The organism is Sulfurimonas sp. (assembly GCF_018698455.1).
Classification (GTDB): domain Bacteria; phylum Campylobacterota; class Campylobacteria; order Campylobacterales; family Sulfurimonadaceae; genus Sulfurimonas.
Genome location: NZ_JABIOQ010000049.1, coordinates 1 through 22,806 on the forward strand (window position 1 = coordinate 1; position 22,806 = coordinate 22,806).

General features: G+C 34.8%; 21 protein-coding genes. 11 read left to right on the plus strand and 10 right to left on the minus strand.

Annotated features, from left to right (window positions below):
- Nucleotides 1–311 precede the first annotated feature (311 nt).
- Entirely contained in the window at nucleotides 312–1,010 is a 699-nt protein-coding gene (locus tag HOG88_RS06055) for a Bax inhibitor-1/YccA family protein (RefSeq protein ID WP_295004249.1), read from the plus strand.
- Nucleotides 1,011–1,045: 35 nt separating this feature from the next.
- Here HOG88_RS06055 and HOG88_RS06060 read toward each other — a convergent pair whose 3' ends face one another.
- Genes HOG88_RS06060 through HOG88_RS06075 form a run of 4 tightly spaced genes read right to left on the minus strand, consistent with a single transcriptional unit; the run spans nucleotide 1,046 to nucleotide 4,240 of the window.
- Nucleotides 1,046–1,729, minus strand: coding sequence for a methyltransferase domain-containing protein (locus HOG88_RS06060; protein ID WP_295004251.1), 684 nt, complete (start codon nucleotides 1,727–1,729; stop codon nucleotides 1,046–1,048).
- Entirely contained in the window at nucleotides 1,726–2,523 is a 798-nt protein-coding gene (locus HOG88_RS06065; RefSeq protein ID WP_295004253.1) for a metal ABC transporter permease, read from the minus strand. The genes HOG88_RS06060 and HOG88_RS06065 overlap by 4 nt, the downstream gene beginning before the upstream one ends.
- Before the next feature lie 8 nt (nucleotides 2,524–2,531).
- On the minus strand, nucleotides 2,532–3,302 hold the full coding sequence (locus HOG88_RS06070; RefSeq protein ID WP_295004255.1) for a metal ABC transporter ATP-binding protein: 771 nt from the start codon (nucleotides 3,300–3,302) through the stop codon (nucleotides 2,532–2,534).
- Nucleotides 3,293–4,240 (minus strand): metal ABC transporter substrate-binding protein, encoded by a 948-nt coding sequence (locus HOG88_RS06075; protein ID WP_295004257.1) that lies wholly within the window; start codon nucleotides 4,238–4,240, stop codon nucleotides 3,293–3,295. The genes HOG88_RS06070 and HOG88_RS06075 overlap by 10 nt, the downstream gene beginning before the upstream one ends.
- 84 nt (nucleotides 4,241–4,324) lie before the next feature.
- Here HOG88_RS06075 and secG point away from each other — a divergent pair, with 84 nt between their 5' ends.
- From secG to pyrE, 3 genes are read left to right on the plus strand one after another with little or no spacing between them, the layout of a single operon-like run.
- Nucleotides 4,325–4,654 carry a preprotein translocase subunit SecG gene (secG, locus tag HOG88_RS06080; RefSeq protein WP_295004259.1) on the plus strand — a complete coding sequence of 110 codons (330 nt, stop codon included), beginning with the start codon at nucleotides 4,325–4,327 and terminating at the stop codon, nucleotides 4,652–4,654.
- Entirely contained in the window at nucleotides 4,654–5,211 is a 558-nt protein-coding gene (gene frr, locus HOG88_RS06085; protein ID WP_295004261.1) for a ribosome recycling factor, read from the plus strand. Before secG ends, frr begins: the two co-directional genes overlap by 1 nt.
- A gap of 15 nt (nucleotides 5,212–5,226) precedes the next feature.
- A complete protein-coding gene (gene pyrE / locus HOG88_RS06090; protein WP_295004263.1) occupies nucleotides 5,227–5,835 on the plus strand; it encodes an orotate phosphoribosyltransferase in 609 nt (202 codons plus the stop codon).
- A 30-nt stretch (nucleotides 5,836–5,865) separates the two neighbouring features.
- Here the strand turns inward: pyrE and HOG88_RS06095 are convergent, their stop codons facing one another.
- Both HOG88_RS06095 and HOG88_RS06100 read right to left on the minus strand, forming a co-directional pair.
- Nucleotides 5,866–6,696, minus strand: coding sequence for a flagellin (locus tag HOG88_RS06095; protein ID WP_295004265.1), 831 nt, complete (start codon nucleotides 6,694–6,696; stop codon nucleotides 5,866–5,868).
- Between the two features lie 66 nt (nucleotides 6,697–6,762).
- Nucleotides 6,763–8,385 carry a cation:proton antiporter gene (locus HOG88_RS06100; RefSeq protein WP_295004267.1) on the minus strand — a complete coding sequence of 541 codons (1,623 nt, stop codon included), beginning with the start codon at nucleotides 8,383–8,385 and terminating at the stop codon, nucleotides 6,763–6,765.
- A gap of 102 nt (nucleotides 8,386–8,487) precedes the next feature.
- On the opposite strand from HOG88_RS06100, the gene HOG88_RS06105 reads away from it, so the two are divergent.
- From HOG88_RS06105 to HOG88_RS06120, 4 genes are all read left to right on the plus strand, one after another.
- Nucleotides 8,488–10,107, plus strand: coding sequence for a CTP synthase (locus HOG88_RS06105; protein ID WP_295004269.1), 1,620 nt, complete (start codon nucleotides 8,488–8,490; stop codon nucleotides 10,105–10,107).
- Between the two features lie 7 nt (nucleotides 10,108–10,114).
- Nucleotides 10,115–11,692: a single-stranded-DNA-specific exonuclease RecJ gene (recJ, locus tag HOG88_RS06110; protein ID WP_295004271.1), complete on the plus strand. Its 1,578-nt coding sequence runs from the start codon at nucleotides 10,115–10,117 to the stop codon at nucleotides 11,690–11,692.
- Between the two features lie 61 nt (nucleotides 11,693–11,753).
- Nucleotides 11,754–13,154, plus strand: coding sequence for an FAD/NAD(P)-binding oxidoreductase (locus HOG88_RS06115; RefSeq protein ID WP_295004273.1), 1,401 nt, complete (start codon nucleotides 11,754–11,756; stop codon nucleotides 13,152–13,154).
- 6 nt (nucleotides 13,155–13,160) lie between these two features.
- The gene (locus HOG88_RS06120; RefSeq protein WP_295004275.1) at nucleotides 13,161–15,293 is read left to right on the plus strand and encodes a WD40 repeat domain-containing protein; all 2,133 of its coding nucleotides are present in this window, start codon (nucleotides 13,161–13,163) and stop codon (nucleotides 15,291–15,293) included.
- Here the strand turns inward: HOG88_RS06120 and fliI are convergent.
- The 4 genes from fliI to rsmA form a co-directional block, all read right to left on the minus strand.
- Complete coding sequence (gene fliI / locus HOG88_RS06125; protein ID WP_295004277.1) at nucleotides 15,290–16,594, minus strand: flagellar protein export ATPase FliI; 1,305 nt, start codon at nucleotides 16,592–16,594, stop codon at nucleotides 15,290–15,292. The genes HOG88_RS06120 and fliI overlap by 4 nt on opposite strands.
- 3 nt (nucleotides 16,595–16,597) lie before the next feature.
- On the minus strand, nucleotides 16,598–17,182 hold the full coding sequence (gene folE / locus HOG88_RS06130) for a GTP cyclohydrolase I FolE (RefSeq protein ID WP_295004279.1): 585 nt from the start codon (nucleotides 17,180–17,182) through the stop codon (nucleotides 16,598–16,600).
- 114 nt (nucleotides 17,183–17,296) lie between these two features.
- Nucleotides 17,297–19,210, minus strand: coding sequence for a ribonuclease J (locus tag HOG88_RS06135; protein WP_295004321.1), 1,914 nt, complete (start codon nucleotides 19,208–19,210; stop codon nucleotides 17,297–17,299).
- An 86-nt stretch (nucleotides 19,211–19,296) separates the two neighbouring features.
- Nucleotides 19,297–20,073 (minus strand): 16S rRNA (adenine(1518)-N(6)/adenine(1519)-N(6))-dimethyltransferase RsmA, encoded by a 777-nt coding sequence (gene rsmA / locus HOG88_RS06140; protein ID WP_295004281.1) that lies wholly within the window; start codon nucleotides 20,071–20,073, stop codon nucleotides 19,297–19,299.
- Nucleotides 20,074–20,284: 211 nt separating this feature from the next.
- On the opposite strand from rsmA, the gene hisF reads away from it, so the two are divergent.
- Genes hisF through rlmN form a run of 3 tightly spaced genes read left to right on the plus strand, consistent with a single transcriptional unit; the run spans nucleotide 20,285 to nucleotide 22,660 of the window.
- A complete protein-coding gene (gene hisF / locus HOG88_RS06145; protein ID WP_295004283.1) occupies nucleotides 20,285–21,043 on the plus strand; it encodes an imidazole glycerol phosphate synthase subunit HisF in 759 nt (252 codons plus the stop codon).
- Nucleotide 21,044: 1 nt separating this feature from the next.
- Nucleotides 21,045–21,581: a purine-nucleoside phosphorylase gene (locus tag HOG88_RS06150; RefSeq protein ID WP_295004285.1), complete on the plus strand. Its 537-nt coding sequence runs from the start codon at nucleotides 21,045–21,047 to the stop codon at nucleotides 21,579–21,581.
- A 2-nt stretch (nucleotides 21,582–21,583) separates the two neighbouring features.
- The gene (gene rlmN / locus HOG88_RS06155) at nucleotides 21,584–22,660 is read left to right on the plus strand and encodes a 23S rRNA (adenine(2503)-C(2))-methyltransferase RlmN (protein WP_295004287.1); all 1,077 of its coding nucleotides are present in this window, start codon (nucleotides 21,584–21,586) and stop codon (nucleotides 22,658–22,660) included.
- Nucleotides 22,661–22,806 lie beyond the last annotated feature (146 nt).

Below are 22,806 nucleotides of genomic sequence, written 5' to 3' on the forward strand. Positions count from 1 at the left end.
ATAAACATAATTTGTTAAAATTAAGTCTTCTTACTTGCTTAGTTTTCAATGATCTCAAACTCTCGAACTCTCTGTCTTTCGACTAAGTGTCTCTGTTTGTGGATGGGAATTATAGGGGGTTGTAGCTTAATGTTCGCTTAGGCTTTAAGGAAGATTGAAAAGTTATTTAGCGGTGTTTCTTTTATTATAAGTAAGTCTTATTTAATAAACCCCTTAATCACTTTGTTGCTATACATTTACTCTTTAAATTATATAATTATGAATACTATTTATCTTACTCTATACATGTAAGATAACTATAAAGGAATGAAATGGGACTATATGATCGTGATTATGCAAGAGGTAACTCTTATGCTAATGAAACACAGAGCCGTGATGATTCACAGATAATATCTTTTGTAAAAGAGACTTATAAGCTTTTTGCAGCTTCAATGATGGCTGGTGCAGTTGGTGCATATGTTGGTGTTCCTATGGCTGGGACTATCGCTGCTAACTTTTTTCCACTATTTATACTAGAGATTGGTCTTCTGATTGGTCTTCATTTTGTTAAACATAGAGCAGGTATAAATTTACTTGTAATGTTTTCATTTGTTTTCATGACAGGTCTTATGTTAGCACCCTTACTTTCACGTACACTTGGTATGAGTGGTGGTGGAGCTATAATAGGGAATGCTTTTGCTATGACTTCTGTTGTGTTTGGTGCTATGAGTTTTTATGCGATTAAAACAACAAAAGACTTTACAGGATACGGTAAACCTTTAATGATTGCTCTTTTTGTGATTATTGGGTTTTCTGTAATTAACATTTTCCTTGCTAATCCAATGATTCATGTGATTATATCTGGAGCAGTTGTTATACTTTTTAGTATTTTAGTTGTCTACGATACGCAAAACATTATGAGAGGTGCTTATGAAACTCCTATTGATGGTGCAATTGCACTTTATTTAGACTTTTTAAATATCTTCACAGCACTATTACAACTCTTTGGTATCTTCGGTAACGATGACTAACTTTCTCTCACCCGAATAATATCGGGTGATGAAACTTATGAATAGAGAAATACTACTTCAAACTCTAAGTAGTTAATAGGGTATTCTCTCATAAGCTGCTTCATCTCTTTGATACTAAGCAAATTTCTTGAACCACTAACTCCACTATGTTTTATATATCTAAACATTTCTCTTACACTTGTAAACTCTAGTTTGTATGTCATAACTTCAAAATTTACATCAAAATACTTCTTTTGCAGTTCATCTATTTCTTCTTTACTTTTAAGCAGTGATTCTATAGAAGCTGTTTTGTTCAATGTTTTAAATGTTGAAGATGTAAAGATTGCTAATGATATGGGAGCATTCAGAGCTTTTATCTCTTTGAATGATTCATCTAGATTCATTGACCATTGCAGAGCAGAAGCAGAAAATATATAATCGTACTTGCTTGTTTTGAGCTTTTCAAAAAGAGTAGTATCATTAAAGTCACCATAAATAGACTCTATAGTTAGGGACTTTGGATGTAGTTCCAACATCGCTGGTGCAAAGTCAACACCTATAAAGTGTGTGTACTTCCAGTTGATACTTTTGCAAATAGCTCCACTACCACAACCCAGATCAAGAATATGTTTAGGTTTTGAGTCTACATGAGAAAGAAGCTTATCTGCTACCCTCTTTTGAATATCATTATAACTCTCATACTCAAAGGCATGCTTAGAAAACTCTTGGCTTATCTTCATCTTCTGTTAATAATAAGTGATAGAATAAATATTGAGATAATACTGAGAACTATTGTTGCACCTGAGGGTATAGAAAGATAAAAAGAGAGTGTCATTCCAAAAACAACACTAAAAAGGGCAAAGAATAGAGCGAGCAACATAGTGTTTTTAAAACCTACACTATACTGAAGTGCAGCAACGGTTGGGATAACCATAAGAGCCCCAATAAGTAAACTCCCTACTATACGAATAGAAAGAGCAATTATAATGGCTACTACACTGACAAGTAAGAAGTTAAGAAACTTTACTTTTATTCCACTCGTTTGTGCGACTTCTTCATCATAAGCTATAAAGTAGAGTTCCTTAGAAAAGAGTAGTAAAAACGATAGAGCTATACTTCCTATTATAAGTATAGTCATAACATCTTCTTCGCTTACAGAAAGTATAGAACCAAAAAGATAAGAAAAGAGTGAATTATTAAATTCTCCCCCAAGAGAAACTATAATTACGGCAATTGCTAAAGACCCTGAAAGAATTATAGAAAGAATAGCATCTGAATAAAGTGCGAATGAACTTCTTAAATACTCGATAAGCCAAGATGATAGTAGTGCTACAAGCACTGCCATCCATAAAGGGTTATAGCCAGCTACAAGACCAACCGCAACACCAACAAGTGCGGAATGAGCTAAGGTCTCACTCATTAATGAGTAGCGTTTAAGGACAATAAAAGTTCCACTGATAGAAGCGAGTGTGGCTATAAAAAGACCTGCAATAAAAGCTCTTTGCATAAATTCATATTCAAATATTTCTAACATCTATGCTCCTAGTGCTCATGTTTATGGTTGTGAATCAGGTGTGCTTCTATTCCATAAAGAGCACTCATATCTTCACATGATAGAGCCTCTTTTGGATCGTTACAAATAGTTGCTTTTTGATTTATAGTAAAAAGTCTTCCTATATCATCTGCAATCACACCTATATCATGAGTAATAAATATAATAGTTATATTGTCTTCTTTGTTGAGCTTTGCTAGAAGTTTATAAAAACGCTGCTGTGAGACTGTGTCAACTCCTGTATTTGGCTCATCAAGAATCAAAATTTCTGGAGAAGAAGCAAGTGCTCTTGCGATCATCACACGCTGACGTTGCCCGCCAGAGAGTGTTCCAACCATCTTATACTTTAGGTTTAGTATATCCATCTTTACCATAGCATCATGAACCATCTGCTCATCTTTTTTTGAAAACCTAGAAAAAAGACCGCGTTTGGCAACTCTTCCCATATTTACTATATCTTCAACTGTAGCTGGAAAGTTTATATCAACCAATGAGGCTCTTTGTGGCACAAAACCTATTTTGTACCATTCTTTAAAGTTTTTAAGTTTCTTTCCAAAAAGGCGAATATCTCCAGAACTTTGTTTTTCCAAACCTAAAAGTAGACGAATAAGTGTTGTCTTTCCTCCACCGTTTGGTCCAATAATAGCTATATACTCACCATGAAAAATCTCTAAAGAAATATTTGAAAGGATATCTGTACCTCTCACACTAAACCTTAAGTTTTTAACATCAAAAATAGGAACTTTAAATTTTACTGACAAGAAAGAGCCTTACTAATCTTTTGTAAGTTTTCTTGCATGATTGACTCATAAGAAGCACCAGATAAAAGTTCATCTTTTGTAATATTTCCCAAAGAGTGAAGCATATCAACACTCACATTTGTATCTTTAGCCATTGAAAGGATGAGTTTATTACTCACAAAATGTTCAAAAAATATGCTTTCTTGTTTATCATTTAGAATCTCCTCAAATACTCTCTTAACATCATCAGCAGTTGGTTCATCTTCAGGAGAGAGACCACTCAATGATTCTGTATGAAAGTTGTACTTCTGGGCTAAATAGCCAATAGAGTTATGACTTAAAATAATAGTATCGCGTTTACACCCTCGAAGTGCTGTTATATAACTAGCATCTAAATCATCTAACATTTTTATATATTTATTTTTTCTATTCTTATAAAGAGTTACATTCTCTGGGAGTAATACAATTAGTTCTTCTGTTATTTTTGTTGCAGCAAGCTTCATATTTTCAAAGTCTAACCAGTAGTGTGGATCGATGCCTGTTTTTAAACAATCATGCCCATGTTCTTCATGATCGTGTTCTTCGTGATTATGCTCTTCTTTTGATACATTACGAAGATTAACATATTTACTCATGTCAATTGCTCTATTTTTAAAATTAAAACCTTCTATCCAAGGTTCTAAACCAGCTCCACTATAAAGAACAAGAGTACTGTCTTCTATCTTTGCCATTAATCTTGGTGTTAACTCAAAACTATGTGGATCTACACCAAAAGGGATTATGCTTGTAATTTCAAGAGAATCCCCTCCTATAAATTTTGTAATATCATAGAGTGAGTAGGTACTAATAGCTATACTTATTTTTTTTGTTTTAGTCTCAACTTCATTAGTAAATACAAATAGTATTAAAGTAACAAAAAGAAGTGCTAATATGCTGGTAATTATTTTTATATTTTTCATTAGTGGAATTATACCTCAAATAACATAGTTTGTTATTAGTTGTTTTTTTAGATATAATTCGCCACTTTATTTACAGGAATATATATGACTACAAGTCTTTTACTAATTATCCAAATTGTCTTAGTTATCATCTTAGTTATCGCGGTTTTACTTCAAAAGAGCTCAAGCATTGGGCTTGGAGCATACAGTGGATCCAACGAATCTGTTTTTGGTGCAAAAGGACCTGCTAGTTTTTTAGCTAAAGCTACTTTTACTATTGGATTTTTATTTGTTGTGAACACTATCACTCTTGGGTACATGTACTCACAAGCGGCACAAGCTTCTGTTGTTGATGATTTACTTGAAGAGACAAATATTGTTGCACCTGTTGCAGCTAAAACGGCTCCATCAGTTCCTAAAGAGGAAACAAAATAATGATCAATGAAATTACTGATTCTTGTACCCAAAAGATGCAAGCTAGTATAGAACACATGCACAGAGACTTTAAAACATTAAGAACTGGTAAAGTTCTTATTTCTGTTTTAGACAATGTGAAAATTGATTACTACGGTACACCAACTCCCCTTGATCAAATCGGTTCAGTAATAGCAACTGATGCAACTACTATAGTTATAAACCCTTGGGAAAAGAACCTTTTATCTGATCTTGAGAGTGCTATTTTTGCTGCAAATATAGGAGTTAGTCCTAACAGTGATGGCGATGTTATCAAACTATTTTTTCCACCTATGACAGTTGATCAACGTAAAGAATCTGTAAAACAGATGAAAGGTATGGGTGAAAATGCAAAAGTTTCTATTAGAAATGATAGACGTGATGCAAATGACAAAGTAAAAAAACTTGAAAAAGATAAAGAAATAACTCAAGACGAGTCTAAATCTGCTCAAGAAATTATTCAAAAAATAACAGATAAGTTCATCACTCAAATAGATGGCATACTTAGAGAAAAAGAATCTGAAATCTTAAAAGTTTAAGAAGAGGAGTTAATGATGGATATTAAAAAAATATATATGGATGCCGATGCACTTTTAGAGGGTCATTTCAAACTTAGTAGTGCAAACCACTCACAGTTTTACCTTCAATCTGCCAAAGTATTAGAAGACCCTAAAACTGCTAAACTCCTTGCAGAAGCTCTTGCTTCTCAAATCAAAGAAAGTGGCTTAAAAATAGATACAGTATGTGCCCCTGCACTTGGTGGTCTCATCGCTGGTTTTGCACTTGCAACTGCTCTTGATGTACGTTTTATATTTGCTGAAAGAGTTGATGGTGTTATGAATATCCGTCGTGGTTTTGAAGTAAGTAAAGGCGAAAGAGTTTTAATGTGTGAAGACATTATTACAACTGGTGGTTCTGCTATGGAAGCTGCCGCAGTTGTAAAAGAACTAGGTGGTGAGATAGTTGGAGCAGCAGCTTTAGCAAATCGTGGTTTTTGTAAACGCGAGGGTAGTAATGTTTCTACAAAACCAAACTGTAAACTTCCACAAGACATTCCATTTTTTGCTCTTGCTGATTTTACTTTTGAAATGTATGCACCAGATGTATGTCCACTCTGTAAAGATGGAAGCCAAGCTATAAAGCCCGGTTCTCGCGGGAACTAATCCAAAGAGAGATTTACTCTCTCTTCTTATCTAAGAAAAAAGTCTTGTTATGTTAGCTCCCGAAGCATTTGCTTGAGCCTGTGCGAATGATCCTACTTGAGACATAATGTTTTGTCTTGAAAAGTTAGCACTCTCAAGTGCAAAATCCACATCTCTTATTTGTGATTCAGCAGATGCTACATTTATCTGAGTGACTGAAGTATTTCTAATGTTTGACATAAGTTGGTTTTGAGAAGCCCCAAGCTCTGAACGAATACCACCAATCCCTTGCATAGCACTATCTATAGAATCAAGTGCTTCCTCACGACCTGCCTGAGTTGTCACATCTATACTTCCAACCAACGAAGCAACCTGTGCATCACCTATGTTCATAGTGCTTGTATCACCTGCGGAAGCTCCAGTTTGTGTGACAAAACTACCATCACTAGAGCTTCCTCCTGTTCCATTAAGTAGATTAATCCCGTTATAACTTGTCTGCTTCGCGATATCATCAGAAGAGTCTAAAAGTCCATCTATCTCTTTTTGGATTATTGCTCTATTGTCTGCATTCATTGTGCCATTCGAAGCTTGAAGAGTAAGAACACGAATGCGTTCCATGTTATCACTTATTCCTTGCATCGCACCATCAGCAATTTGAATCATACCAATACTCTCATTTGAATTTTGGATTGCTTGTCCTAGTCCTGAAACTTGTGCTGAGAGTTGATTAGATATTCCTAAACCTGATGCGTCATAAGAAGCACTTCCAATCTGTGAACCTGAAGATAAGCTCTCTAATGTTTTACTAGTAGCATTTGAGTTTAAATTAGAGTGGAGGTTTGCTTGCATAGCCCCTATGTTTGTGTTTAATGAAAAGCTCATGATTTCTCCTTATATTATAAAAGTTATATACTAAAATTATACTCTTTTTTGATTATATCCCCTAATTTAGCTATATCTTAACTTACAAGAAAGCATCCTTTGGACGAGCACACGGGCAACTTCAAGGTTTCCATCTACAATAATGGTAATGTTTAAATCACTCAGTTTATTTCTCTCTTCATCTGAGACAACTTTAACAATAACATTTGCATCTACAGAATGCTTTAAGATAGCCTCACAAATAAGCCTCTTTTTATCAACATTGTCTAGTGTGACTATGATCGAGGATGCTTTTTCTATATGAAGAGCACTTAAAATAGAAGCCTTAGAGGTGTCTCCAAGATAAGCTTCTTTCCCATTTTCTAGTGCAGCTTGCACCTCCTTACTCGAGTTATCCACAACGATATATGGAGCATCAAATTCATCTAAAAATTCAGTTACAAACTTCCCAACGACACCATAACCACAAATGATAACATGATTCTTCCTTGAACTCAAATGAGACATGTCTGCTGCAATCTCTTTTTCATGCATTAGTTGGTCTACAAATTTACTAATTTTAGTAATAAAAAAAGGTGTTACAATCATTGAAAAAATTACGATGAGTACAAGTAAGGATGCTAATTTTTCATCTAAAACATTCCCCGCTAAAGCTACAGAGAAAATAACAAAGGAAAATTCTCCTACCTGAGAAAGAGAAAGTGCACTTTTAAGTGATATGGAGCTTGATGATGTAAAACGCATTAGAGAGAAAATGAGAGCTGTTTTAAGAAGAAGTACTAAAACAAATAATCCAATAATGGTACCTATATTTTCTACAAAGAGAGAGAGGTCTATCTTCATACCTACAACAATAAAAAAAGTTCCTAAAAGAATATCTTTAAAAGGAGCTATATCTGCTTCAACTTTATGATGGTATTTAGTCTCGGCAATTATCATTCCTGCTACAAATGCACCAAGAGAATAGGTAAAACCCATTGAATGCGCAAAAAGAGATGCACCAGTTACTATAAAAAGTACTGAACCCATAAAAAGTTCATCTACCTCTGAGGAAGCAGAAAACCTTAATAACCAAGTCACAAACCTCTTTCCAACTACAAATAGCAAAGAAACAACTACTATTGCACTCATAAGGGTATGTCCTAAAATAACATAAATACTTTCATTAGCCTCACTCGTTAAAAATCCTAAAAATATAAGAATAGGAATGACAGCAATGTCTTGAAAGATTAAAATTCCCGTTGCGTTTTGACCATAGGGAGTATATATCTCTTTAGAACTTTTAAGATAACTAAGCACTACAGCAGTTGATGAGAGCGAAAAAGCAAGTGCCATAATAATAGAAGAAGTAGAGTTTAGAGAGAAAAGATAGTGTCCTATAAGATATATAATGAGAGTTGTAAGTCCAACTTGCATTGTTCCATTAGCAAATATCTCTTTTTTCATCGTTCCCATCTTTGATAAAGATATTTCAAGTCCTATGGTGAACATCAAAAAAACAATACCAAATTCAGCAATCATTTTTAGAGCATGAGAGTGTCCAGCGTCTCTTAAGTCGAAACCATAAACGATAATAATTCCAGTAAAAATATACCCAATAATTTGTGAAACCCCTAATCTTTTTAAGATAAGGTTAATTACTGTTGAAATCCCTAATGTAGCGATAATATATGCTAAGACATTTTCCATTTAATTCTCATTTTTAATAATTTTATTTCTTATTATAGCATTCTTAGTTTTAAGTAGCTTTACTATATAATCCCATCCATATTTAAGTATGGAGATTTTGGCATGACAAAGTACATTTTTGTAACCGGTGGCGTTTTAAGTTCTTTAGGAAAAGGTATTACAGCAGCGAGTGTTGGTACTCTTTTAAAACATTCTGGTAAAAAAGTTGGTATGCTTAAAATTGATCCATATATCAATGTGGATCCAGGGACAATGTCTCCACTAGAACATGGTGAAGTATTTGTAACAAAAGATGGAGCAGAAACTGATCTTGACATAGGAAACTATGAGCGCTTTTTAGATTCTTCTTATTTAAAATCATCTAACTTTACTACGGGTCAAGTCTACTCTTCGGTTATTGAAAGAGAGCGTGCGGGGGGATACCTTGGTCAGACTATTCAAGTTGTCCCACATATCGTAGGTGAGATTGTAAACCGTATAAAAAACGCTGGAGAGGGTCACGACATTTTAGTTGTAGAGCTTGGCGGAACAGTTGGCGATATCGAAGGTCTTCCTTTTATGGAAGCTATTCGTCAAATGAAATATGATTCTGAAGTAGAGGGAACATACTTCATACATGTAACACTCATTCCTTACATCAAAGCAGCAGGCGAGCTTAAGTCTAAGCCAACACAGCACTCAGTTCAAGAACTTCGCCGTATTGGTATAACTCCTCAGATGATTATCGCTAGAAGTGAAAATGGTCTTCCAAAAACTTTTAAGAAAAAACTTGCACTAAGTTGTGATGTACATCCTGATTGTGTTATTGAAGCACTTGATGCAAAATCTATTTATGGTATTCCTGTTACATTTTTAAGCCAAAATATTCTAGGACCAATAGCTCATGAATTAGAACTTGGTGAGCTTAATCCAGATATGACAGTATGGGATACACTTGTAAAACGAATAGTACAACCTCAAAAGAAAACTATTGTTGGTTTTGTTGGTAAATACCTTGAACTCAAAGAGGCTTATAAATCTCTCACTGAATCTCTTATTCACTGTGGAGCACACCTTGATACAAGAGTAGAAATCAACTGGATAGACTCTGAAGAGATAGAAGAGAAAGGTTCAGAGACACTTCTTGGTGACTGTGACAGTGTTCTAGTTGCGGGTGGTTTTGGTAATCGTGGGATTGAGGGTAAAATTCAAGCTATTGAGTATGCTCGTGTAAACAAAGTTCCTTATCTTGGAATCTGTCTTGGCATGCAGTTAACACTTGTTGAGTATGCAAGAAATGTACTTGGACTAAAAGATGCGAATTCTATCGAATTTGATGAAAACACACCACATCCAATGGTTTATCTTATAGATAACTTTCTTGATCAAAACGGTGGTCAACAACTTCGTACTCACAAATCCCCAATGGGAGGAACTCTGCGTTTAGGAGAGTATCCTTGTGATACAAAAGATAACTCCCTTCTTCAAAAAGCTTATAATGGTGAAAAAACTATCTTAGAGCGTCACCGTCATCGTTATGAGGCAAACCCTGTATATAGAGAAGCATTAGAAAAAGCAGGAATGATAGTAACTGGTGAATCAAATGGTCTTATTGAAACTGTAGAAATTGAGGGACACCCTTGGTTCTTAGGTGTTCAGTTTCACCCTGAGTTTACATCGCGTTTACAAACTCCAAATCCTGCAATCCTTGCGTTTGTAGAGGCAAGTTTAGCAGCAAAGTAGCATTTAAATGCAAACCATCTCAAAAAAAGAGCTCTTTGCTCTTCTCTCCTCACGATTCGATCAAGAAGATAAGAAACTCTCACAAATTCCAAATCCAGCTCTTCTTCAAGACGCTCCAAAAGCCGCTAAAAAAATTGCTGATGCAATAAGAGAAAATAAAAAGATAACGTTAGTTGGTGATTATGATGTTGACGGTGTCAGTTCTACAGCCATTATGGTTGATTTTTTTAGGCAGATTCCTTATCCACTTGAAGCCATCATACCAAATAGGTTTCGTGATGGTTATGGAGTGAGTCCTACTGTTTTACAAAGAGTAGAAGCAGACTTAGTCATAACTGTAGACAATGGTATAACAGCCGTTGAAGCGGCTCAGGTTTGTAAAGAGAGAGGTATTGACCTCATTATAACTGACCATCATACAGCATCTGATATTTTGCCAGAAGCATTTGCCATAGTAGATCCTAAACTTACAACATGTGAATATCCATTTACTGAAATATGTGGTGCGCAGGTAGCTTGGCTGCTTCTCGCGTTAGTCAAAAAAGAGTTAGCACTTAACATTAATATGAGACAATTTTTAGATATTTTAGCAATTGCTATTATTGCTGATATTATGCCTCTTATTAACATCAACAGAACTCTTGTAAAAGAGGGACTTAAACTACTTCACTCTTCAAAGAGACCATCAAGTATAATCATAAGAGATTTTCTAGATAAAACAAAAATTACAAGCGAAGATATAGCTTTTCAAATAGCACCGCGTTTGAACTCTGCGGGAAGACTTGAAGACGCGAGCATTGCACTTGATTTTTATACAGCCACAGATACAAACAAGGCCTATTCACAGTTTGAACTTTTAGGCGAGCTTAATAATCTCAGAAAAGAAACCGAAGCTCAGACTACTCTCAAAGCGATAAGCAGTGTTAATAAAAATGACAGGATTATAGTTGTAAGTTCTGAGGGTTGGCATGAAGGTGTAGTCGGAATTGTGGCCGCAAGACTAGTAGATAAGTTTGGCAAGCCTGCTATTGTTCTAAATATTGAAAAAGGAATAGCTAAAGGAAGTGCTCGAAGTATTGGCGATGTAAATATTTATGAGCTTATAAAAAAGAACTCTTCTTATCTAACAAAGTTTGGTGGGCACAAGATGGCAGCAGGACTTGGTCTTAAAGAAGAAGACATTCCTCTGTTTAGAGAGGCTATTAACATCTCTGCACTTGAGATTGACCCAAAAGACTTTATTCCCAAAGAAGCAGTGGCAGGAATACTTTTAACTGATGAGATAGACAATGAACTTTTAGATATTTTTGAGCAGTTTGAACCTTTTGGTGAAGCAAATCCTCGCCCTATGTTCTTACTTAAAGATGCAGAAATAGTAAATATAAAACTTATGGGAGCAGATAAATCTCATTCTAGAATAGAAGCAAGACAGTATCCTCATCAAACAAAGACTATTGAACTCATCGCGTTTAGAACTGTATTTGAGATGACAGCTAGCAAAAAAATATCTTGTTCTTATAGTGTGGTTAAGAATGAGTTTAATGGGAAAGTAAACCCTCAACTCCTTGTAAATAAAATATATTAATGGTTTTTTCTATATAATAGGTAATTATTATTATTATTATTATTATTATTAAGGAAACCACATGGATAAGAAATTTGATATGAAACACACTCTCTCTCGTCGTGAAGCGATTAAACTTATGGGTATTTCCCCTATTGCGGCATCAGTACTTGCTTCAACTGCAGGTAGTTCAATAGCAGAGGCAAGTGAAGATGTGACGGGAAAAGTCATTATAGTTGGTGGTGGGGCCGGAGCAATTATGGCACTTTCTCGTATTAAAAGTGCTATTAAAAATCCAGATATCACCATTGTCGCTCCAAATGAGGTGCATCTTTACCAACCTGGTCAAATATTTATGGGTGCAGGTGAAATGCAGATGGAAGATATAATTCTTGACAACAATAATTATATTGACAAAAATGAAGTAACTTGGATAAAAGATGAAGTTTCAGTTTTTGATGCTGACAACAACTCTCTTACAACAAGAGGTGGTGAAACACTGAAGTATGACTATCTCGTAGTTGCTACGGGTATAGAATATCATTATGAAGTGATAGGTGGGTTAACTAAAGAAGATATCGGGACTAATGGAATAGGTAGTGTCTACCTTAATGACCTTGAAAAAGGAACTGCTCGTGGTGCTACAGGTATGTGGACATGGTTTAACGAACTCAAAGAGATGGCAAAAACTAAAAAGCCTAAGGTTATTTACACACAACCAAATACTCCGATTAAATGCGGTGGTGCACCTCAAAAGATGCTCTATCTAAGTGCTGATTATTTAAAGCAAGATGGGCTAAGTGCTGATTATAATTTTGTATCAAGTAATGCAAAACTTTTTTCTCTGCCGAAAATAGATAAAGCTCTATATGATGTACAAAAGCAGTATGATACCATCACAAATAAACTCCAACATCATCTTCAGTCTATTGACGTGAAAGCAAAAAAAGCAACTTTTGTACATGCCTATGAAAAAGACGTATATGATGAAGATTTTGACACTACAGAAAAAGTTGGATTTTCAGATACTGTTGTAATGGACTATGACTTTATCCATGTTGTTCCTCCGATGAGTCCTGTTAAAGCACTTATGGACTCCAAACTCATTGGTAGTTCTGGATGGCTTGATGTAGATAAACACACACTCCAACATAAAAAATATAAAAATGTATTTGGAATTGGAGATACTTGTGGTATTCCTATGGGTAAAACTGGTGGATCTGCTCGTCACCATGGACCAATCCTTACACAGAATCTAATCTCTGTTATGAAAAATGAAAAACCTAAGGCTAGCTTTGATGGATATACTGTTTGTCCTATTAAAACACAGTATGGGAAAATAATGATGGCTGAGTTTAATTATAAGGGAGCTGCTCCTACACTTCCATTAGCTTTTGAGAAACCCAGATACATGTGGTGGGCATTTGACCTTTACATGCTAAAAGATATGTATAAACATCTTATGCTTACAGGAAGATTTTAAAAAAGAATGTTTGAAAAAAATGAGTGCCTAAAATCCCGTTCGAAGATTAGTGCACTCAGTAATATAGGTGAGAATTTAGTCGCGTTTAGTACTAAAACACATGGCATAAAAATATTCTCATCTAAAACTTGTCGTCCCATACAAAACCTTTCGCTCCCACAACTTAACTGTAAAACAACAGCTGTTGCATTTAGTGGAAAGTCTCGTCTTTTTGCCTTTGCGCATACAAATATTATCTATATTATGAATATTGACAGTAAAATTATCATCCAAACTATTCGAACAAATGAAGGTCTTATAGAGATGATGGCATTTGTGCCAAACTCACTTTACTTAATTACTGGAACACAAAATGGTCGAGTAATGCAATATAGACATGATGGACGCTTTAGACTCTCTCGACTCTGTTCTTTTGGACATAACACTTCTTCATCTACACAAAAAATCAAAAACAACTATGTAAGTGCCTTTGCTTCAAAAGGTGCCCTTCTCGCATTTAGTGGTTACGGTGGAATTATTACTATTTTAAAAATGCATTCCTATGCAGGTAAGCACTCAATAGATGCCTCAAGAGTTCGTATAAATGTTTTATGTTTCTTAAATGAAGAGCAAATTATCAGTGGAAATGCTGATGGACTTATACAAATTCATTCCTTAAAAAAGTACCAAAATACAGTACAAATAAATACTCCTTTTGTGAATGTACAGCAAATCCTTCTTATGCCTAACCCTCGCTATATCATGGTTAGTGGAAAGTCAAAAAGCCTCATTATCATTGATACACTTCAAGAAAAAATCATCAGTACTAATTACCTTAGCTTCAAAGAAAATGTATCCCACATATCTCTGACTCAAGATAAAAATTTATTAGTTGTTTTAGAAAATAACAAAGTAATAAAAGTGATACTTCCAACATCTGGGGACATCAAGTCCTTTATTCTCAATAATGAAATTGATAAGGCATACCTTATACTTGATGGGGACCCAATGTTTGAAGATAGTAGAGAAAAAAAACGTGTTGATGTTATGTTTGAGATAGCATGTAGCCATGCAATAGAGGCACTCATGGTTTCTAACACAAAAGAAGCTCATCGTGTGCTACGTAAGTTTAATAATATACAAAGTAAGAAAGATGATGTTGACTCTATTTTCAAAGCCTTTGAATTATTTCCTCGGTTTAAGACACTTTATCTTAATCATAAATATCCAGTTATGTATGCTATGGCCCAAAAGTATCCTGCTCTTAAATATACAACTCATTATAAAAAGATGCAGGAAGGATTTAAAGAGGCCTTTGCTTTTGCCCAAAAACAACTCCTTATGAATAAGAGAGATATTGCTAAAGAAGTTCTCTCTCTCTATCTAGGTACAGTTTCAAAAAAGAGTATTTTAGACCTTGTAGTCCATGAAAACATCGATTTTGTTCTTTTTTTAAAAGCCATGAAAGAAGGCAATACAAAAAAAATGGATTTTCTTATAGGGAAAAATAAACTTTTTACAGAAATTCCAACATATGAAAAGAAAAAGGATCTTACAAAAGATTTTCTCAATTCTATTCGTCTCTCAATAGATGCGGGTAAAACTCTTGATGCCGTAGAAGCAATAAAAAAGCTCATGCATAATGTAGATATTAAAGATGAGTTACTCGAACTCTATAAAGAAACAAAAATTGTTGCTAAACTTCAAAAAAGTTATGATGAGAATGATTTTAATAAATGTTATGAAATTCTCGATGAAGATATCTATATCTATAACTTAGAACTCAGTAAATTCCTTGAGAAACACTGGACAAAACTGATGGATGAATGTGAAGAATATGCATTAAAAGGGGATTTTAAAAGTATTAAACAAACTCTTGGAGATCTTATAACAGTAAAAACTAGGTTACAAAAAACAGGGGACTTACTTAGACTTAGTTTCCAGATAAAGATAAAAGCACTCTTAGGCAAAAATAGCTTTAAAAATGCAGAAAGAATCATCTACTCATATGTAGATATATTTGGATTAGATAGTGAAATACGTCTAGTAATGAGAAGCTTTGAGCGAGCCTCAAAACATAAGCTAGCAATTACTACAGACAAAGAGAAAGATGTTCCAAGAGATAGCTGGATAAACTCTTCTTTAATTTTTGAGAACTAATTCATCAATTCTATGAGTTTTTGAGATGTCTCGTTAAAATCTTCTTGCACAGTTGCATTTTGTGATATAAAATTTTCCATAACTTTTTTTTTGTTAATAGCTTCATCTAACTCTGCATCTGTTCCTTTTGTATAAGCACCTATACGAATAAGTGTTTCATTCTCTTTAAGAAGAGTGTAGAGTCGTCTAAACTTCATAATACACTGCAGATGTTCTCCTGATACAATATCGTTCATAACACGAGAGGCAGAGTTTAAAATATGGACAGGAGGATAAATACCAAAGTCTGTCATCTCTCTAGAGAGAACTATATGTCCATCAAGAATAGAACGCGACTGATCTGCAATTGGGTCACTCATATCATCACTCTCAATTAGAACAGTAAAAAATGCAGTAATAGACCCTTTTCCCTCTTCTTTTCCGGCTCTTTCCATCAGTTGAGGCAAGAGAGATAAAGAAGATGGTGGATATCCTTTAGAAGTTGGTGGTTCCCCAAGAGCAAGACCAATTTCACGTTGTGCCATTGCAAAACGTGTCACAGAGTCCATCATAAAAAGAACATCTAATCCTTGGTCTTTAAAGTGTTCGGCCACACTCATTGCTGAAAATGCACCATACTTTCTCATAAGAGGGGAATCATCTGAAGTTGCAACAATGATAACCGTATTTTCTAAGTTTCCACCGAGATTTTTTTCTATAAACTCTGGAACTTCACGACCACGTTCTCCAATAAGAGCAACTACTTTTATAGGAGCATTTGAGCCACGTACAATCATACCCATAAGAGTAGACTTTCCTACCCCACTTCCTGCAAAAATACCAAGCTTCTGGCCTTTGCCACAAGTTAAAAGTCCATCGATACTCTTAACTCCAACACTAAAAACTTCATCAATCATTCCACGTTTCATAGCTGAGATAGGAGCTTTTATAATGGGGGAGAGTTTAGAGTTGTTAATACTACCCTTACCATCTATGGGATTCATAAAAGGATCTACAACACGACCTAATAGAGAATCACCAATAGGAATATTCATACCAGTAGAGTCTAAGAAAACTCTATCTTCAGAACGAAAACCCTCCACAAAACTAAAAGGAGTAATAAAAAAAGTTTTTCCATCTATCTCTGTAACCATACCAACTGTCTCTAAATCTATCTCATTTGAGATAATTCTTACCATATCGCCAATACTAACATTTAATCCACGAGCAGTAATAACTGTCGCGTTTATCTTGACAACTTCACCAAACGCTACGGAATGGTTTATAGCTGATATTTTGGACTTTAGGGAGCTAAGAGGCATAGTTTAGTATCTAGTACCTGTGGGGGAATTTATAAGTGAGAAAAATTCACTTCGTGTTTTTTCATCTTTTTTAAAAAGTCCTCTTAGTGCTGAAGAAGTTGTCGTAGAGTTTATTTTTTCTACTCCACGCATTTCCATACACATATGACGTGCCTGAATTACAACTGCTACACCCTTAGGTATAATAGTCTCATTAATTGCATCTGCTATCTGTTCTGTTAGTTGTTCTTGAATCTGCATACGACGAGCAAAAACATTTACAACACGAGGAATTTTTGAAAGACCTACTACTTTTCCATCAGGTATATAAGCCACATGAACACGACCAATAATAGGAAGAAGGTGATGTTCACATGTAGAGTAGAATTCAATATCTTTTATGAGTACCATCTCTCCGTTTGAACTAGTAAAAAGTGCTTTTGAGAGTATCTCTTTAGGGTCTTCATTATAACCACCATACATAAACTCATATGCTTTTCTTACACGAGATGGTGTTTGGAGAAGACCTTCGCGTTCAGGATCTTCCCCAATATGAATCATCATACTTTTTACTGCGTTCTCAAAATCTATATCTGTTTTATCTAACACTATGGTACCCCTAAATTATTTCTGACATAATAATATCAGGTATTTGCTGAAAAGATGGTGTGATTATTTTTCAAACTTAAGTATTATAATACTTAAGTTTAATTTCGAAGAAGTCTAGTGAACTAGAACGTGAGGAACAATAAGTGGATATTTCTTCATTTTTCTAAAGATGTGCTTTCTAACAACTTGACGAAGGTCATTTTCAAGAGCTCTTGAGTTCTCAATAAGACCTGGCTTGATGTTTGTTAAGAAAACTTCTACTACATCTTCCATCTCTTTTGCAAATGCTTTATCTTGCTTATCAGCAACAATACCAAATGTAGTTACTTTTGGCTTATCAAGCATCTTAGAGTTTTGTTCGCTAACTTCAACAATCATCATAACAACACCATCAGATGCAAGTTTTTGACGGTCTAAAATAATGTCATCTTCAATTTGATGATTATTTTGGTTATCTATATAAGTTTTACCCGTTTTAACAGTTTTCACTTTTCTCATGTATTTTGGCGCAACTTCTATCTGCTCACCATCTGTCATAAGTAAAATATTTCGCTCAGGAACGCCACACATGATTCCCGTTCCTCTATGTTTCATTACGTGATTATACTCACCATGAATTGGTAAAAAGAACTTAGGATTAACTAAACGTAACATAAGTTTTTGCTCTTCCATAGAAGCGTGGCCTGAAACGTGAATATCTTTATCATAAGATACTGTTGCACCAGCGCGTTGTAAATGGTTTAACATTCCAGAAATACTTCCTTCGTTACCAGGAATAGCACGAGATGAAAGAACGATAAGGTCAGTTGGCTTTATCTTAACATGTCTATGCTCTCCTATACTCATTCTAAATAGAGCTGAATTAGCCTCACCCTGAGAACCAGTTGTAACGATCAGTACTTCTTTATCATTGTATCTTGAAACTTCATCAGCATCAATAAAAATACTTTTGTTAAATCGTACATAGTCATACTGCATAGCAATTTCTATATTTCTTTCCATTGAACGCCCGATAACACATACCTTACGTCCATACTTGATACCATACTGTATAGCTTGTTGTACACGGTGAATATTTGAGCTAAACGTTGAAAGTAAAATTCTTCCCTCAGCCTTAGAAAAAACTCTATCCAATGCAGGACCAACACTTAACTCTGAACCTGTAGGAACAGTGTTGTATGAGTTAGTTGAGTCACTCATAAGACAAAGTACTCCTTTATCTCCATAATAAGCAAGTCTGTGAAGGTCAGCAGTATAACCATCAACAGGAGTGTAATCTATCTTAAAGTCTCCAGTATGAATAACTGTACCAGCAGCTGTATTAATAGCTATTGAAGATGAATCAATGATAGAGTGAGTCATATGCATCCACTCTACTTCAAAGTCGTTTCCAATTTTAATAAGCTGTCTCTTTTCAATAGGATTGAAATATTTTCTGAACTCTTTAATATGGTGCTCATCAAATTTAGTACCTATCATCGCTAATGGAAGTGGCGTACCAAAGATAGGGAATTGCATCTCTTTATAAAGATATGGCATTGCACCAATGTGATCTTCGTGAGCGTGAGTAATAACAACACCAACGATCTTGTCTTTAATCTCACGTATATATGAAAAGTCAGGTATTAATATATCAACACCATGCATTGTCTCATCTGGGAAACTCATACCAACGTCAACAAGAATTGCTTCGTTGTCCGTTTCAAACACACAAATATTTCCACCAATTTCGCCTAGTCCACCAAGTGGAGTAATGCGAATCTTTTCTTTTGATGCAAGATCTAGCTTATAGTGAGGGTTCAGTCTTTGCTTATGTGCTTCTTGATTTTTAGTAACAAAATTTCTAAGGTTTTCATCAATTGGTGTAGGTTGTCTACGGTGACGATTTTTATTTTTATTGTTACTTGGTTTATTTCCATTGGGTTTTACTTCGCCATTTTTATTTTGATTATTATTTGGCTTACGATTATTGTTATTTGGTCTGCGATTGTTATTTGACTTATTACCTTGTAGAGGTTCACTTGTCATTTTAGTCTCTTGTTTAACTTCTTTATTCTCTTGTATAGGAACACTCACTGGTGTACCCTCATTTTCTTCTGCCATCCAAACTCCCTTTATGTAATTATTTTATAAAGTTGGTGATAGTCTTGAGTGGAAACTTGATGAGGACGAATCGTCTGTATAAGCTCTAATGTTTGGAAAACATTAATCAGAAGTTCTTTATCATACTTAGAAGATAGATTTTTCATTAAAGTTTTTCGAGGTTGGCTAAAAGCAACTCTTAGCATATCTTCAAAATCTTTATCACATCTATCACTATTCTTTTGTATGAGAAAAACAGCAGAGTCTACTTTTGGCTGAGGGTCAAACGCAGTTGGTGGAACTTTTACAACTATGTTAGCTGTTCCTACACTTTGAGTTATAATACCCAAAGAACCAAAAACTTTTCCACCTGCATTAGCACAAAATTTCTCTGCTACTTCAAGCTGAACCATTACAAGTATATTTTTACACATTGGATCTTCGAGCGCTTTTAGGATTATCTTCGTTGCGATATAGTAAGGCAAGTTTGCCACTAAGTCGTACGCTTCATCAACTAAAGTACTCTGCCAAGCTTGCAGAACATCCCCACAATTTATGTGGAATCGCTTGGTATCGATCTCTTCTTTAAATGTACTTTGTAATAGTTTACACAAATCGGTATCTACCTCAAAAGCTTCAACACTTTTGACATCAACTAAAAATTTAGTTAAATCACCTAAGCCAGGCCCAATTTCAACGATTTTATTATCGTTTTTGGGCATCGCTTGGATTATCTTGACTAAAATGGACTGGTCTTTTAGAAAGTTCTGTCCAAACTTCTTCTTTGCAACAATATTTTCTCTATTCATAACCACAAGTCTATACTAAGTTTACTTACAAATAGGTTACAAACTAAAAAAGATTTCTAATTGTTGCCTTTTATCACTTTTAATTATACTTATTTAAAAAATAACTTAAACTTGTTTCACGTGAAACATTTTGGACACCCTAATAAGTCAAAACTAATTATAAGTCTATCATAGTATAATTCAAAAATATATATAAAAGGTATATTCTCCTATGAACTATTTTGCCAAAAGAATTATTCCCTGTTTAGATGTTAAAGATGGACGTGTTGTAAAAGGTGTAAACTTTGTTGGTCTTAAAGATGCAGGCGACCCTGTTGAAGTTGCTCGCCGTTACAATGAAGAGGGAGCAGATGAACTTACATTTTTAGATATCACTGCTTCTTCAGATAATCGTGACACTATAGTTGACATTGTTGCACAAGTAGCACGGGAAATATTTATTCCCCTTACTGTAGGTGGTGGTATTCGAAAACTTGAAGATATCTATGCACTACTCAATGTAGGTTGTGATAAAGTTAGTGTAAACTCAGCCGCTATTAAACGCCCAGAACTTATAAATGAAGGTGCTAAGCGTTTTGGTTCACAGTGTATAGTAACTGCCATAGATGTTAAACGCACTGGTGATCAATACAATGTATTTTTAAATGGTGGCCGAGTTGACACTGGAATAAATGCACTAGAATGGGCGAAGGAAGTTGTTGATAGAGGTGCTGGTGAAATCCTTTTAACCTCTATGGATGCAGATGGTACAAAAGCTGGTTTTGAGCTCAACATAACTGAGCAAATATCTCGTGCTGTTAATGTACCTGTAATTGCAAGTGGTGGTGCTGGAACTATGCAACACATAAAAGAGGTGTTTAATTGTGGAGCAGATGCTGCACTGGCTGCAAGCATCTTTCACTTTAAAGAGATAGATATCATGGATTTAAAACATTATCTCCATGAACAAAATATACCCGTAAGGTTTTAAAATGATTATATGTGCTGGAAATAACGAAAACTTTAACTTTGCTCTCTCAACTGGAGTAGGGCTTGTAGAAACAAGTATGAACCTAACTAGACTTTGTCTATTTGATAAACCAGAATTTTTACTTTTTGTAGGAACAGCTGGTAGTTATGGCGATAAAAAAATATTTGATATTGTAGAATCAAAAACAGCTGCAAACATTGAGTTAGCATTTTTATCTAATGATGCCTATACTCCTTTAGACAATGTTGTTACTACTAACGAAACTAACGTAAAAGACATTGTTGTCAACTCTTCTAACTATATATCTACTAACGAAGAGTTATCAAAAAACTTTTTAAAGCTAGGGCTAGGTATAGAAAATATGGAGTTTTTTGCTGTTTTAAAAATAGCACAAGAGTTTAATATTCCAGCTGGTGGTGTTTTTTGTATAACAAACTATACTAACGCGAATGCTCATGACGACTTCGTAAAGAACCAAGATAAAGCAAAAGAACTCCTCAGTAATCATGTTCATAAACGCATAAAAGAACTAACATAAGTATGAGTACATTAAAACCATCTCTTCTTGATTACACACAAAAAGAGTTAACCGAGCTTATTAAACCTGCGTTTAGAGTCAAACAGATATATAATTGGCTGTATCATCAGTATGCGGAAAGTTACGATGATATGAAAAATATTCCAAAAGCTCTTAAAGAAGAGTTAGCAGAGAAGTACTTAGTTAATCCTCTTAAAATTGCGAATAAAGAAGAATCAACAGATGGAACAATCAAGTACCTTCTAGAACTCCAAGATGGTAAAACTATGGAAGCTGTTTGGCTTAAGATGAAAGATGAGCTTAAAGATGAAGACGGTGTTGTATATCAAGAAGCAAGATATACTATATGTGTCTCAACACAAGTCGGCTGTAAAGTCGGCTGTACATTTTGTTTAACGGCTAAGGGTGGTTTTACACGAGATTTAAGTGCTGGAGAGATAGTTGCTCAAGTAGTTACTCTTAAACGCGATAACAATCATAAACGCAACCGTAAGATAAACATAGTATATATGGGAATGGGTGAGCCTTTAGATAATTTAAACAATCTTGCCAAGGCTATAGAGATTTTTAAAGAAGATGAAGGGCTTTGCATTGGTGGTAAACGCCAGACTGTTTCTACAAGTGGATTAAGTACGAAGATAGATAAGCTTGGAGAGATGGATTTAGGTGTTCATATAGCCATTTCACTTCATGCAGTTGATGATGAACTTAGAAGTGAGCTTATCCCAATGAACAAAGCACACAACATAAACTCTATCATAGAAGCTGTAAAACGATTCCCTATAGATACTCGCAAGCGTGTAATGTTTGAGTACCTAGTTATTAAAGATAAAAACGATGACTTAGGCAGTGCTAAAAAGCTCGTAAAGCTTCTCACAGACATCAAAGCCAAGGTAAACCTTATATACTTCAATCCATATCCAGGGACTGAATATAAAAGACCAACTAAAGCAGATATGGTTTCATTTCAAGAGTACCTCATTAATCATGGTCTTCTATGTACTATTCGTGACTCTAAAGGTATAGATATCAGTGCTGCTTGTGGTCAACTTAAAGAAAAAGTCGCAGGAGAAGAGTAGTGAACTATGTTGAAATAGGTCAAATGATCTTTTTAGTAGTTGTGTTTACAATTGGGATAGGCGGTTTTATCTATGCTGCTACAAAAGATGACTAAAGTCCTTTAAATATAAAATATGGTATTATTTTCTATAACACAAAAGGAATT